The organism is Calothrix sp. CBUCES-K 9914 (assembly GCF_059640475.1).
On sequence record NZ_JBXXZH010000078.1, the window covers coordinates 1 to 13,491 of the forward strand.

The 13,491-nt window shown below is 36.5% G+C and carries 12 protein-coding genes; 9 read left to right on the top strand and 3 right to left on the bottom strand.

Annotated elements, in window-relative coordinates; genetic code table 11:
* The coding region (locus tag AC2JBO_RS18585; RefSeq protein ID WP_496955135.1) for a TonB-dependent receptor plug domain-containing protein at window positions 1-1,408 on the bottom strand (1,408 nt) is incomplete at its 3' end.
* 171 nt (window positions 1,409-1,579) lie between these two features.
* On the bottom strand, window positions 1,580-2,503 hold the full coding sequence (locus AC2JBO_RS18590; RefSeq protein ID WP_496955136.1) for a molybdate ABC transporter substrate-binding protein: 924 nt from the start codon (window positions 2,501-2,503) through the stop codon (window positions 1,580-1,582).
* Between the two features lie 194 nt (window positions 2,504-2,697).
* Between AC2JBO_RS18590 and AC2JBO_RS18595 the strand changes: the two genes are divergently transcribed.
* Both AC2JBO_RS18595 and AC2JBO_RS18600 read left to right on the top strand, forming a co-directional pair.
* The gene (locus AC2JBO_RS18595) at window positions 2,698-3,279 is read left to right on the top strand and encodes a type 1 glutamine amidotransferase (protein WP_496955137.1); all 582 of its coding nucleotides are present in this window, start codon (window positions 2,698-2,700) and stop codon (window positions 3,277-3,279) included.
* A gap of 291 nt (window positions 3,280-3,570) precedes the next feature.
* On the top strand, window positions 3,571-3,780 hold the full coding sequence (locus AC2JBO_RS18600; RefSeq protein ID WP_496955138.1) for a TOBE domain-containing protein: 210 nt from the start codon (window positions 3,571-3,573) through the stop codon (window positions 3,778-3,780).
* 167 nt (window positions 3,781-3,947) lie between these two features.
* On the opposite strand, the gene AC2JBO_RS18605 is transcribed toward AC2JBO_RS18600, so the two are convergent.
* On the bottom strand, window positions 3,948-4,172 hold the full coding sequence (locus tag AC2JBO_RS18605; protein WP_496955139.1) for a hypothetical protein: 225 nt from the start codon (window positions 4,170-4,172) through the stop codon (window positions 3,948-3,950).
* A 1,360-nt stretch (window positions 4,173-5,532) separates the two neighbouring features.
* Here AC2JBO_RS18605 and nifE point away from each other — a divergent pair.
* From nifE to AC2JBO_RS18640, 7 genes are all read left to right on the top strand, one after another.
* The gene (nifE, locus tag AC2JBO_RS18610) at window positions 5,533-6,951 is read left to right on the top strand and encodes a nitrogenase iron-molybdenum cofactor biosynthesis protein NifE (protein WP_496955140.1); all 1,419 of its coding nucleotides are present in this window, start codon (window positions 5,533-5,535) and stop codon (window positions 6,949-6,951) included.
* Between the two features lie 31 nt (window positions 6,952-6,982).
* Window positions 6,983-8,362, top strand: coding sequence for a nitrogenase iron-molybdenum cofactor biosynthesis protein NifN (gene nifN / locus AC2JBO_RS18615; protein WP_496955141.1), 1,380 nt, complete (start codon window positions 6,983-6,985; stop codon window positions 8,360-8,362).
* A 10-nt stretch (window positions 8,363-8,372) separates the two neighbouring features.
* Window positions 8,373-8,918, top strand: a complete 546-nt coding sequence (locus AC2JBO_RS18620) for a NifB/NifX family molybdenum-iron cluster-binding protein (RefSeq protein ID WP_496955142.1) — start codon at window positions 8,373-8,375, stop codon at window positions 8,916-8,918.
* A 594-nt stretch (window positions 8,919-9,512) separates the two neighbouring features.
* Window positions 9,513-11,393: a nitrogenase vanadium-iron protein, alpha chain gene (gene vnfD / locus AC2JBO_RS18625; RefSeq protein WP_496955143.1), complete on the top strand. Its 1,881-nt coding sequence runs from the start codon at window positions 9,513-9,515 to the stop codon at window positions 11,391-11,393.
* A 34-nt stretch (window positions 11,394-11,427) separates the two neighbouring features.
* Window positions 11,428-11,835, top strand: a complete 408-nt coding sequence (locus AC2JBO_RS18630) for a NifB/NifX family molybdenum-iron cluster-binding protein (RefSeq protein ID WP_496955144.1) — start codon at window positions 11,428-11,430, stop codon at window positions 11,833-11,835.
* Window positions 11,836-12,256: 421 nt separating this feature from the next.
* Window positions 12,257-12,874 (top strand): type I restriction endonuclease, encoded by a 618-nt coding sequence (locus AC2JBO_RS18635; RefSeq protein ID WP_496955145.1) that lies wholly within the window; start codon window positions 12,257-12,259, stop codon window positions 12,872-12,874.
* Window positions 12,875-13,129: 255 nt separating this feature from the next.
* A complete protein-coding gene (locus AC2JBO_RS18640; RefSeq protein ID WP_496955146.1) occupies window positions 13,130-13,489 on the top strand; it encodes a hypothetical protein in 360 nt (119 codons plus the stop codon).
* The last annotated feature ends 2 nt before the right edge of the window (window positions 13,490-13,491 follow it).

The following is a 13,491-nucleotide window of genomic DNA, read 5'->3' on the forward strand; positions in this document are numbered from 1 at the left end:
CGCTTCCCGTGCCTGTACCAGTACCAGTGCCGCTTCCAGTGCCAGTGCCACCTCCAGTTCCAGTACCACCTCCAGCAGCTCTACCAAAAATTGCTTTTGAATTTTGGTCAGCAGAAGTAATTCGGAAACTGCTTCGTAATGACCAATTATCACTAAAACGATGTTCTAAAGAGATATAACCGCGTCTTTGGTAAACATCATTTTTGAGATTTGGGTCGCCAAGAAAGCGACTAATGGGAATATTGGCAACACCATTACCAACTGCTACTAAGCCAAAGTCGAATGGACGACTGTCTTGTAGATATTCTCCAGATAAATTTAAGGTTGTATTTTTACCAATATCCCAAGCAAACTTAGGCGCCACAAACAAACGGTTAATTTCTACACCTTGACGGAAACTGTTAGAGTCTTCAGTAGCAAAATTCAAACGGTATCTAACATTGCCTTTGCCATTATCATCTAACGGCCCACCTATATCCAGAACGCCACGGTTAAAACTATAACTACCAGCAGTATACTCAGCAGAATAGTAAGGCTTGAACAAAGGTTGTTTTGTAACTAAATTGACTGCTCCTCCTGAGTTTGATTGTCCATAAAGTGCTGCTGAGGGTCCTTTGAGAACTTCAATACGTTCCAAATTGGTAATTTCTGTTCCGACTCGGTTTGAATTATTGTTTTCAGTAAAACCATCGCGAAATTGGTCGGCAACAAACCCGCGCGTTTGCAGTTGAAACTCACCTCGTCCTCCCCCTGCACCAGATACGCTAAAACCACTTATGTTATTTACCACCGCTTCTCTAACTGTTTGTGCTTTCTGTTCTTGAATTACTCGCTGTGGAACTACTTGTACAGAAAATGGTAAGTCGCGCGGGTTTGTATCTGTTTTTGTTACTGTTGTCTGCTCATCCCTCCTACCTGTCACTGTTAATTCAATCTCTGGGTTTTCATTATTCTGTGTCACGCTCAAAATTAATTCACCAGAATTGGAATTTACCTGTGCTTGTGGCGCCGCATCTCCAGTAACTGAAACTATAAGAGTATTATTAGGAGCTTGAGTAACAGTAATTGTCTTGATTCCCTGACTAGGATTTTGGGCAGTAAATGATTCGCCATTTGGTAATGCCAATACTGCATTAGAAATTTCCGCATTTAGTACATTACCTTCAGTTTTTATTATTGGTTGCGATAATGTACCTGTAGGTGTTTCTAGAATAATTTCAATACCGTTGGCGCCATCTTTTAGCTGAACTCCTGTAACTTTAACAGGAGAAGCTTGAGCAAGCATTGTTGCAGTAGCTGTTTTAATTTCTGACTGCGCTTGACTTATTTGAGCTTGTGCTGCTTTTGTAAACACAAGCGAAATACAACTGACAAGAGTCAGTAAATTAACTAGCTGCGTTCTTTTCAAGATTATTCCTCACACACTGTAATTACCTTGGTGAAATGCTTTTCTTCTCTAACTAAAAAATCTCAATCACCAAAGTTATCAAATATACAGCTAAGTTACTACGTCTACGGTGGTAAATTCTGTTTTTTATAATACTTTTTACCAACTATTTCCAATTTTGTTGGTATTAATTCATACTTTGACTTGCTGCTTGAGAGTTAGTTTTTTCTTTACAGCAAAGGCAATACCCACTGCTAAAAATACTCCTCCTATGGGTTGCGGTTCTGGAACAGAAGTAGACTTTTGCGAACTGGTGAAGCCATATTTTAATAAAACTTGTTGCCCTTCAGGTGACAGAATGTACTGCGCTAATTTCTCAGCATCTGGATCAGCATTTTTCAAAACAGTTAAACCATAATTTGCTCTGGTTGCTAAATTATCTGGTAATTCAATAATTTTTAAATCTGGTGCAATATCACGCGCGGACAGTCCACTGGTATAGTAAGCTAAAAAAATGTCTGCTTGTTGTGTATCCTTGAGAAAATACACAAGGTTATTTTTTCCAGCTGGAACAACAGGAGCATTAGGATTACCACCTACTAACTGTAAAGCTTTACTATCAAGAGCTTGAAAACTACCAGGTTGAATTTTATCGGCTTTCTGAAATATCTCTTGTGCGTAGTCTCCGGAAGGGTCGAGTTTTGGTGTTGACGTTCCAAGTTTAATGTTCGGATTGAGCAAAGAGTTTAGTAAATTATTTGTTGTCACCTCTAGTCCTGGTCTAACAATAGCAACCATGCGGTTGTCAATAAAGTTTACCACAGGGTTACTTAAACCTTCGTTGAACAACTGAAGCGGGTTTCCTGTATCCGCACTGGCAAATACATCTACTTTTTCACCGTTTTCAATACGCGCGCGTAACACTCCAGATGGTCCAAATTGCGTTGTGACTGGAATGTTATATTTAGTCGAAAAGTCATTTGCAACTTCAGTCAAGCTCGAAGTCAAGCTACCTGCACCATATAAAGTGACAGCTTCTGCTGAATTCTGTAATCCTGCACTAAAAGCACACGCAAAAAGTGAAACAGCAAAAAGACGGTTAGTTACAGTTTTCATCTCTGTTTCTCAGTGTTTTTTCGGATAAACTATATATTACCAACCTAGTTGGAAAAAATCAAGGATTTATATACTAAAATACCAACTTTATTTTTATTTACAATCATTTTTACAAAAATATGCTGTGCAAATTTTGCTTAGGCGCCGTCCAAAAGCACTATAATAGTTAGTCCAGTTAGTCAGGGTGGAGATTTATGAGAGTTCATTACTTACAGCACGTACCGTTTGAAGGACTTGCCAGCATTGAACAATGGGTATCGGATAAAGGTTATCCCTTGTCAGCAACAAAATTCTATGCAGATGACTCTCTACCACAAATTGACGATGTTGATTGGGTTGTGGTTTTGGGTGGGCCAATGAATATCTATGAGGATAACGAATATTCTTGGCTTACTCAAGAGAAGCAGTTTATTGAACAGGCTATCAAACACGATAAGACAGTTATCGGGATTTGTCTTGGTTCCCAGTTAATAGCAGATGTTTTAGGTGCAAAAGTTTATCCAGGACGGTATAAAGAAATCGGCTGGTTTCCTATCAACACAACTAATGAAGCCCAAAATTTAAATATTTTGAGCGACTTGGTGCCACATAAGCACGTTTTCCATTGGCATGGGGACACGTTCGACTTGCCACAAGGCGCCGCTAGATTAGCTTATAGTGAAGCTTGCCAAAACCAGGCATTTATCTACGGCAATAAGGTATTAGCTTTACAGTTTTCTCGACCTCGTAAACGAATTGCAAACTTAACGGATTTATCTACGGCAATAAGGTATTAGCTTTACAGTTCCATCTTGAGTCTACAAAGGAAAGCGTTGGTCAAATTATCGAAAACTGCGCTTCTGAACTCATGGATGGTAAGTATATCCAAAAGCCAGAGGAGATGTTATCACAGGATGAAAATTTTTATACAATCAATATGGCTATGAGAAGTATATTAAATAACCTTGAAGAAATCAACACTTGAGTATCAAATGATTCCAGTAAATATATTATTCTTTATAAAAGTATTATGATTTTACTTCAATAATCTGTTATTATTACCTAACAATGTTCAGCGAAGGTGATGTATGAAAGTTAGCGCGCGTAATACTCTGAAAGCAAAAGTTAAATCAATAATACCTGGTTCTGTGAACTCTGAAATCATTCTAGAGATTTCACCCGGAGTAGAAGTGACAGCAATTATTACTAAAGACGCAGTGGAATCTTTGAATTTGAAAGAAGGTCAAGACGCTTATGCTGTTATTAAATCAAGCGATGTAATGGTTGCTGTTGAGTAAAGATTACTGAGCAACTTTACAAGTATAAGTTTCAAATAATACTTACTTAAGGCAATAAATTTAAGTGTAAGTATAATAAGAAAGTATACAGCCTTTGTAAAATTGCATCCCTATGGTGCTTTTACAAAGGCTGTTTTTTAGTTATTAATCGTATACAGAATTGCTGCTTACTTATTTTGCCAAGCTTTTTCTGAATGTTGGTCGTAATGGTTGTAAGCAGTTACCAAACCCTTGAGAACTTCAGATGTAGTTTCAAAAAGAGCTTGAGCTTTAGGTTCTTGGATTTTATTAACATCTTGATGCAAATGTTGAATAAGGTCGTTCAATTGACCTTTAATTTTTGCCGTATGGTGACGTGGGTTGGTTTCTGGTAAGTTTTCTGTAGTTTGCATAAGCTAACTCCTAAAGTAAAAACTATCATTTAATTGTGGACAACTTTATTTTTTAATAACACTATCAAAAGATAGATATTTAATTTTTATAAAGCTATAATAAAATACTAGATTTACAAAAAAATATATTTAAATAATGAAATTTTACGTAGGTGGCACTGTTTACCTTACGATTTTAATCAATTATATTTGAATAATAAAACTAAAAAAATAGGTAATCAAATCACCTATTTAAACAGATAAAGAGTAACTAAGAGAAGTTGCAAAAATAATTTGAATATAAAAAGAAGGGTGGGCTAGTAGCCCACCACAATGGCTACTTATATTCGTAAGAGTTATGCTGAAGGTTTTAGTATTTGTTACTAAAGATAATCTGACAACTTTTGCACATTCTTGTAATCTCCACTTTACAAGTAACAGAAGCTTTCGAGATATTTACCTACCAGACGCGAATTTATATAGCAAGTACAGTACACTGTTTACTGAAATACCTACTGCTAATTAATTCCCCTGCTTTGAGCAACTGCATCTATTACAAGATGTATGCTGCTCTCAATCTTTATATGGCAAGCATAACATACACATCGCAAAAATTCTTGCGTTGAGAAAAAATATTTAGCAAAATATTTGAATAATGATTTTATGAAGTACTAATTCTTACTTAAGTTTAAATTAATTTTTGATAATCGGCTTCAAATACTTAAGACACTATAAATAAATACGTATATTATCAGTTTAAATAAATACATCTATTTATCAGAGAAACATATATAATATTTATATGAGTATATACTACAACAAAAGATATATAAAATTTATGTTAATGCCTTGTCAAAATAAATAGCATTTAAAAAAGAGCAAGAATTTTGGCAATGTGTATGCTATGATTGTCATAGTACTGGATGAAAGGTACTTTATCTCTTTATCTTTTGCCAGGTGCAACTGCCTTATATATAGAAAGGGTTTATTGAGAGTAAAGCGTTTGGAGTAAAAAATCAAACCCTTATCTACCAGCCTTTTAACTTTTTTGCCAAAATCTTTTCTAATTGTTAAAAAAACTGGCACCGAATATGCTACTGTTTTTGTATAGGGGAATCAAGTAGACAAGAAAGCAAAATTTGTTAGAAAAGTTTTTTGTATTAAATAAGCGTAAATCTACTTTCAGCTTCTTGTTGATGAGAAATATCACTACGTCTCCTCCTCAAAAATAGTATTGATATTTATAGTGTTCCTGTGATTGTTTTCATTTGAATTTAAAACAAGCTCGCACGCTATATAAGGCAATTTCAAAAAATAAATTAATTACCTTGTGGGACGGGCAAGGATGCCCATTCCACAATAGTCATATTGCTCTAAAACTATGAAACTTAACCAACACCAAATTGACCAACTACTTGACCAGTCAAATTGCAATTCACATTCGTCATATGATAAGAAACCTTGTCAAACACCGCCACTTCCAGGTGTATCGCAAGGTGGATGTGGGTTTGATGGCGCCTGGGTTTCGATGCAACCTATCGCCGATGTTGCCCATCTTGTCCACGGACCTATTGCTTGTATTGGTAATACTTGGGAAGTTCGAGGCAGCAGAGCTTCGGGTGATTACTTGCATTTAACTGGGTTGACTACAGACCTTCAAGAAAACGATATAATTTTTGGGGGTGAAAAGCGTCTTTATAAAGCTATCCTCCAAATTGCCGCCGAACAAGAACCAGCAGCAGTATTTGTCTACAACACTTGTATTCCGGCATTGATAGGTGATGATATTGAAGCTGTTTGTAAAGCAGCATCGGAAAAAATGAATTTACCTGTTATCCCAATTGATGTACCTGGTTTTATTGGTGGTAAAAATTTTGGTAGTCGTGTGGCTGGGGAGCATCTTTTAGAATATGTTATTGGAACTGCGGAACCAGATTATATAACTCCCTACGATATAAACTTGATTGGTGATTATAACATTGCTGGGGATGTATGGCGTGTACTACCGTTATTTAAAAAATTAGGCATTCGAGTTTTATCGAAAATCACTGGTGACGCGCGCTACAGTGAAATAGCTTACGCACATCGTGCCAAGTTAAACATTATGGTTTGCTCGAAAGCGCTGCTAAACATCGCACAAAAAATGGAACAACGCTACGGCATCCCTTATATAGAAGAGTCATTTTACGGTGTTGAGGATATTAATCGCTGTTTGCGAAACGTTGCCGCTTTCTTTGGTGATGCCCAATTACAGGAACGTACAGAAAAGCTAATTGCCGCAGAAACCACAAAACTAAATGCTGCACTGGCGCCATTACGTGCTTCCTTAAAAGGTAAACGTGCTGTACTTTATACAGGTGGTGTTAAAAGCTGGTCGGTAGTTTCTGCAATGAAAGACTTAGGTATGGAAGTTGTTGCCACTAGTATCCGTAAAAGTACCCCAGAAGACATCGAGCGTATTCGTACATTAATGGGAGAAGATGTAATGATGCTCGACTGGTTAACAGCAAAAGAGTTATTAAAAGTACTTAAAGATACTAGTGCGGATATTCTTGTAGCAGGTGGACGTAGCCAATTTACCGCGCTTAAAGCTTGTGTTCCATTCCTAGATATTAACCACGAACGTCATCATTCTTATGCAGGTTATTCTGGGATGATTGAATTCGCGCGCGAGCTACATTTAGCTATATCTAGTCCTGTATGGAAACAAGTGCAGCAGCCGGCACCTTGGTTAAAATATCAAGCTTCAACAGAAGTAATTGATATTAATGATCAAGAAAAACTAACCGACGAAGACTAGTAAAGTAATAAATATAAAATTTAAAATCTATATGACTCGCATTATAAATAAACAAAAACCTGCCACAGTTAGTCCACTCAAACTTAGCGCTCCTTTAGGTGCAGCACTAGCATTTATTGGCATGAAACGGGCTGTTCCTTTGTTTCACGGTTCTCAAGGTTGTACAGCTTTTGCCAAAAGATTACTATTCCGCCATTTTGCAGAAGCAGTTCCACTGTCTACAACAGCAATGACAGAAGTCTCCACAATTCTTGGAGGCGAAGAAAATATTGAAGAAGCTATTTTAAATATAGTCAAACAAAAACCAGAAATTATTGGTTTGTGTTCTACAGGACTAACTGAAACGAGAGGAGAGGATATAGTTGGAATTATCGAGTCTTTTGAAAAGCGATATCCTGAAATTGCAGAAGTACCTATAGTTGTTGTTTCGACACCAGATTTTAAAGGTTCGCTTCAAGATGGTTACGCCGCTGCTATTGAGGAAACCCTTTTCAAAATACCTTCAAAAAATAAAGTAATTTCTAATCAAATTACGATTTTAGCGGGTTCATTACTTACACCTGGCGATGTACACGAAATCAAAGATATGGTTAAAGCGATGGGATTTGATCCTATAGTTTTACCCGATTTATCTGAAACAGTTGATGGACATTGGGAACAAAATCAAGGTACAATATCAAATAAGGGCATAACTTTAGAGCAAATTCGCTCAATTGGTAATTCAGCTTTTACGCTGGCTTTTGGTAACAGCATAGAAAAAAGTGCCAAAATTCTATACTCACGTTTTGGTACACCATACGAGATAATTCCTCGGCTCACTGGTTTGATAGCTTGCGATAGATTTGTAGACTTACTATGTCGGCTCAAATTTGAACTGCTACCAAATTCTAAATTAACTAGAGAATTACTACCCGAACAATATCAACGCGCGCGTAGCCATCTTCAAGATGCAATGTTAGACGCTCATTTTTATTTTGGTGGTAAACGCATAGCACTTGCTTTAGAGCCAGATTTACTTTATCAAACTGCTTGGTGGTTATCAGAAATGGGGGCAATAATTGACGTAGCAGTAACTACTACAAAAGGAATTGAAGCAAAAGTCATAAATGAAAATTTAGAACAATTACCAATTGAACAAGTTATAATTGGTGACTTGCAAGACTTAGAGTTCTTATCAGCCGATGTTGATTTAATAATCACCAATTCTCACGGCGCCAGAATAGCTGAAAATCTCAATAAACCCTTATTTAGACTTGGTTATCCTTTTTTCGACCGTCTCGGCGCCGCACAAAGATGTACTGTTGGCTATCAAGGAAGCAAGCAACTAATATTTGATATTGGCAACATATTCTTGGAAATGCAAGAACGCTCAGTGAAGAGTGAATGGAGAAAATTACTTCTTGATTACTAGAGGATAAAAAATGAAAGTCGCATTCATTACAACTGATAGAATAAACGTTAATGCTCACTTTGGAGGAGCGCAAGAAGTAGATATTTACGAAGTTTCAGAGTTGGGATACGAATTTTTACACACTCTCGCATTTGAAACAGGCGCCAAAAAAGTTAACGAACAAGCTGATACACCTAAAAAAGAATCAAATATAATTGATTTTGTTGAGAAAAAAGAAAGTAAGTGCAAACACGGTAAAGCCGACTGCAAGAAAAATCAAGTTGAAAAAGATGAACCTAAAAAAGCGAAAGATGATGAGAGTGACGGTAAAATCGCGCGTAAAATAGCTGTAATTAGTGATTGTACTATTATTTATGTCGCCTCAGTTGGTGGTACAGCCGCAGCTAAACTAATTAAAAATGGTATTATGCCAGTTAAACCCCGTTCAGAAAAGGAAAATATCGAGTATATTCTGAATAGGTTAGTACAAACTTTAAAAGGAAATCCTCCGCCGTGGTTACGTAAAGCTTTACAAAGAACGTCTCAAGATATTGAAGCTTACGAAACGGTTAATTAAGTTTCTCAGTTAGTTGTAACATGTGGAGATGCACGGTTGGAATTAGTTCTTTAACTTTTTCCTACCGTGTTTTTTTATTACATTGATTACGAACAAAATAAGCCACTCTTTTCCCCCCTTATTAAGGTGGGCTAGGGGGATTAAACGCATTGTTTTATGTAAAATGAAGGTAAAATATTAAGCTTATCAGACTTTTGATGCCCCCAACCCCCCGCGAATTCGGGGGGCTTTATATTCTTTTTTTTAATATTGATATATCTTTTGTAAGTTTTTAATATATTTATTTACAGATATTGTAATTATAAAAGCTCTAGATAATTTCAAATTATTAGACAGAACGCTCTGTATATTTCACTGACACCAGCTTTATTTCACGAGATGCCTTACTATATATAATATACGAACTTGTCTACATTTTGCTCAATAGTTTACTTAAGTAACTAATATTTTTTTTGAAAATTGTTTAAGGATTACTGTTAATAAATTAATTCGTGAATAAGATTAAAAAAGATAAGAGGAAGAAACACATTCTTTTTCCAAGACATGAGTCAAACATCTTTTCCCCTATTCGTATTGCATAAGGAGTAAATAGCCATGCCAATGAAGTTATTGAAGTGCGATGAAACTATTCCTGAACGTGAGAAGCACGTCTATATTAAAGAACAAGGAGAAGATACAAGACAGTTTCTTCCTAGCTCAAACGTTGAAACTATTCCTGGCTCTTTATCTGAACGTGGATGCAGCTACTGCGGCGCCAAGCTGGTAATTGGTGGTGTTCTCAAAGATACCATCCAAATGATTCACGGGCCGATTGGTTGTTCCTACGATACTTGGCACACCAAACGCTATCCCAGTGACAACGGCAACTTCCAACTCAAGTATGCCTGGTCAACGGATATGAAAGAGTCTCACGTCGTCTTTGGCGGTGAGAAACAACTCAAAAAGTCTATATTAGAAGCGTTTGCCGAGTTTCCAGACATCAAGCGCATGATTGTCTATACAACGTGTGCTACTGCACTAATTGGAGATGACATCAAAGCTGTTGTTAAAGATGTTGAAAAACAACTCGGTGATGTAGACATATTCTGCGTTGAATGTCCAGGTTTTGCTGGGGTTAGCCAATCAAAAGGTCACCACGTCCTTAATATTGGTTGGGTAAATGAAAAAGTTGGAACATTTGAACCAGAAATTACCAGCCCATATACTATCAACGTAATTGGTGACTACAACATTCAAGGTGATACTTTTGTCCTTGAAAAGTATATGGAAAAAATGGGTGTGCAAATCATCGCCCATTTCACTGGTAATGGTACTTATGACTCTTTGCGCGGTATGCACAGAGCGCAGTTAAACATCACCAACTGCGCGCGTTCTGCTGGATATATTGCCAACGAGTTAAAGAAAAGATATGGCATTCCTCGTTTAGACGTAGATACCTGGGGTTTTGATTATTGTAAAGAAGCATTACGCAAAATCGGCGCCTTCTTTGGCATTGAAGATAGAGCAGAAGCTTTAATAAAAGAAGAAGTTGCTAAGTATGAACCAAAGCTCAATTGGTATAAAGAGCGTCTAAAGGGTAAAAAAGTCTGTATCTGGACAGGTGGTCCAAGACTATGGCACTGGACAAAAGCGCTCGAAGATGACTTGGGAATGCAAGTAGTTGCGATGTCATCCAAGTTTGGGCACCAAGAAGACTTTGAAAAGGTAATTGCCAGAGGTCAAGATGGCACCATCTATATTGATGATGGTAACGAACTCGAATTTTTCGAGGTCTTAGAAATGGTCAAACCTGACTTGGTACTAACTGGACCACGAGTTGGAGCGTTAGTTAAGAAACTGCACCTGCCTTATGTTAATGGTCATGGATACCACAACGGTCCTTACATGGGATTTCTTGGCGCCGTTAACATGGCAAGAGATTTGTACAACGGCATTTACTCACCTTTAATGAACTTAGCTGCTACTGACATACGTTCAGATGCAAACGCTATAAGTTTGAAAGACAAATCTCATGAGACAGAGGAAAGCAATAACAGGAAACTTATGGAAAGCCAAGTACAACAATCAATACTTACTGATACTCCAGTCAATGAACCTGCTGATAAAAGTAATAATTCTGAAGTTGAAGATAAATCATTATTATCTTCTAAAAAAACTAATCAACTATTACAATGGCAGCAATTCATTAATGGTTTCTTCAAGCCATTGCTTAAAGAGGTAAATAGATTTGTTATTGAATACAATCAACACATAATTACGAGCGTTGCTTTAATAATTGTAGCAATAATCACAATCAAAATAGTGTTAGCTGTACTAAGTGTCATAAATCAAATTGCGCTGTTAAATCTGTTTTTTGAGTTGGTTGGAATTGTTTATGCAACACGGTTTTTCTTCCGCCATCTACTTAAAGCAGGTACTCGACAAGAGCTAGCTGCACAACTTCTCTCTATCCGTAAAGAAATTGTTGAGGGATAAAAATCAGAATTTGAAGAATTTATGGAGTAGATAAATGAAAGTAGCCTTTACAACAAGCAACAGAGATTACGTTAATACTCACTTTGGAACTACCAAAGAAATTGACATGTATGAAATATCCGAAGAAGGATATAATTTCATCAAAACTTTAACCTTTGATGGTGACTTAGAACAAGCCGCTCATGAGGATAAAATTACACCTAAATTAGAAGCAGTTAGCGACTGTAGAATTGTCTACGTTAATGCAATTGGCAAACCTGCTGGAAATAAACTGATGAAAATGGGTGTAATGCTTGTGAGAGCGCAACCAGAAGATAGAATTCCCGATATTTTAGATATGCTAGTGCAAAGCCTCAACGGCAGTATCAGCGCTCCACCAATGTTACGTAAAGCCTTATTTCAAGAAGAAAGTACCTTAGTATATTCTTACGATGAAGAATAATAACAAAAAGGCAAAAGGGTAGAGGGTAAAGGGTAAAGGTAGAAATCCTTTTCTATTTTCCCTTTATAAATCTTTACATAAGTTAGTTACAGGCGCCCACTTCTGATAAATACTGATTTCTTGCAACTATAATAAACATAAATTTTTAGCAACAGCACGAAAAAACAGAATTTATAGGCTACGCAGGCAATCTTTATTTGTATAACATCACTCTTTTGGCATAACAAATATAAGACTATATGAGTATTTGCATTTAATTACTTTACCAACTAAATTGGTAAATTGTATCAATAGATACAGTTTTCTAAGAAAATTTTGAGTTTGATAGTTATAGGCAAGTATTGCTGACAGAGGGCAAAAATACTAACCTATTGTGCTACGGGGGTTTTTAGGATGACCTATATTTAAGTCTTTAACTCCAATGAGTCCTGTATATACCAAAATAGCGAAGATTAAGGCAAATCAAGTTCGAGTTGAGCTTCCTCATTGTTGTAAGCGCAAGCAATTTATCGAACCTATCGATATACTAACTTGGTTTGAGGTTATTGGCTACAGAGCATTGCTTCATGATGATATACTTAGAAGTAGTTCAAATCAGGTAGTCTTGTGGGATTATCTAGAAAGCGCTTTAACGCAAATAAATCCAGACGTTCCCAAAATAGCAATTGAAGCAGCAATTAGTAAAGTTGCTTATACTTCACCTGACATAATTACTAATCGTAGCTTTCATGAACTTTTGCTTAATGGTGTGGACGTTGAATATGAGCTTGATGGCCAAATAATCAATCAGAAAGTGCGACTCTTTGATACGTGTAATTTGCTCAAGAATGACTGGTTAGTAATTCATAAATTCACAGTGAGTGAAAGTAACTATACGTACAATTTGGATGCCGTCATTTTTATTAATGGTTTACCACTAGCTATTATTCTGCGCGGGGATTCGCAGTCACGAGAAACTAAATTGAATTCAGCTTACTTGCGACTTCAAAGTTATCAACAGCTATTACCAGAATTATTTTTTACAATGTATTTCTTGTAATTACATGTAAAAATCAGGCAAAAGTAGGTACATTAACAAATAGCTTACGTGATTTCGAGCCTTGGTATATTGATGAAGACTGGATTTACGGTGAATCTCCTATAGAGGTACTAATTCAAGGGTTGTTTGACAAACGGCGATTTTTTGAGTTGATAAAGCACTTTGTGGTGTTTGAGGAGAATCAAAGCTGTATTACAAAAAAATTGCTTCGCTATCCTTTCTGCATCATACCCAAATAATTAGGACTACAGAAAAATGAACTTACTTGACACTACCTGGTACGAAGAAGAAATGTTGAGAGAGTTTAAGCACATTGCTAAAACTTACCCGAAAGTAGAAGAAATGATTAGTTATTGCCACGTCAAAATTGTGCAATCATTTTGGGGACAAGATAGAGTTCATTTTCTACCATATCTAAGTATTTATTACCCTCAAAGATTAGCACCTACTGTTAGAGCGCAAAAAGAAGTAATCAAAAAATTAGCACAGCATGTAGGGTTAGTTGAAGTTGTTTGCCTAAACGCGAACCGCTTAATACGTGACCCAAAATCTAAACTCAAAGAAGCATACCCTTATTTATGGCAAGAAATTAATTGGATTGCCACCCAAAAGTAACA

Coding starts and splice junctions, on each gene's coding strand:
- AC2JBO_RS18590 (WP_496955136.1), bottom strand. CDS start 2,503: ATGAAAACTGTAACTAACCGTCTTTTTGCTGTTTCACTTTTTGCGTGT.
- AC2JBO_RS18595 (WP_496955137.1), top strand. CDS start 2,698: ATGAGAGTTCATTACTTACAGCACGTACCGTTTGAAGGACTTGCCAGC.
- AC2JBO_RS18600 (WP_496955138.1), top strand. CDS start 3,571: ATGAAAGTTAGCGCGCGTAATACTCTGAAAGCAAAAGTTAAATCAATA.
- AC2JBO_RS18605 (WP_496955139.1), bottom strand. CDS start 4,172: ATGCAAACTACAGAAAACTTACCAGAAACCAACCCACGTCACCATACG.
- nifE (WP_496955140.1), top strand. CDS start 5,533: ATGAAACTTAACCAACACCAAATTGACCAACTACTTGACCAGTCAAAT.
- nifN (WP_496955141.1), top strand. CDS start 6,983: ATGACTCGCATTATAAATAAACAAAAACCTGCCACAGTTAGTCCACTC.
- AC2JBO_RS18620 (WP_496955142.1), top strand. CDS start 8,373: ATGAAAGTCGCATTCATTACAACTGATAGAATAAACGTTAATGCTCAC.
- vnfD (WP_496955143.1), top strand. CDS start 9,513: ATGCCAATGAAGTTATTGAAGTGCGATGAAACTATTCCTGAACGTGAG.
- AC2JBO_RS18630 (WP_496955144.1), top strand. CDS start 11,428: ATGAAAGTAGCCTTTACAACAAGCAACAGAGATTACGTTAATACTCAC.
- AC2JBO_RS18635 (WP_496955145.1), top strand. CDS start 12,257: ATGAGTCCTGTATATACCAAAATAGCGAAGATTAAGGCAAATCAAGTT.
- AC2JBO_RS18640 (WP_496955146.1), top strand. CDS start 13,130: ATGAACTTACTTGACACTACCTGGTACGAAGAAGAAATGTTGAGAGAG.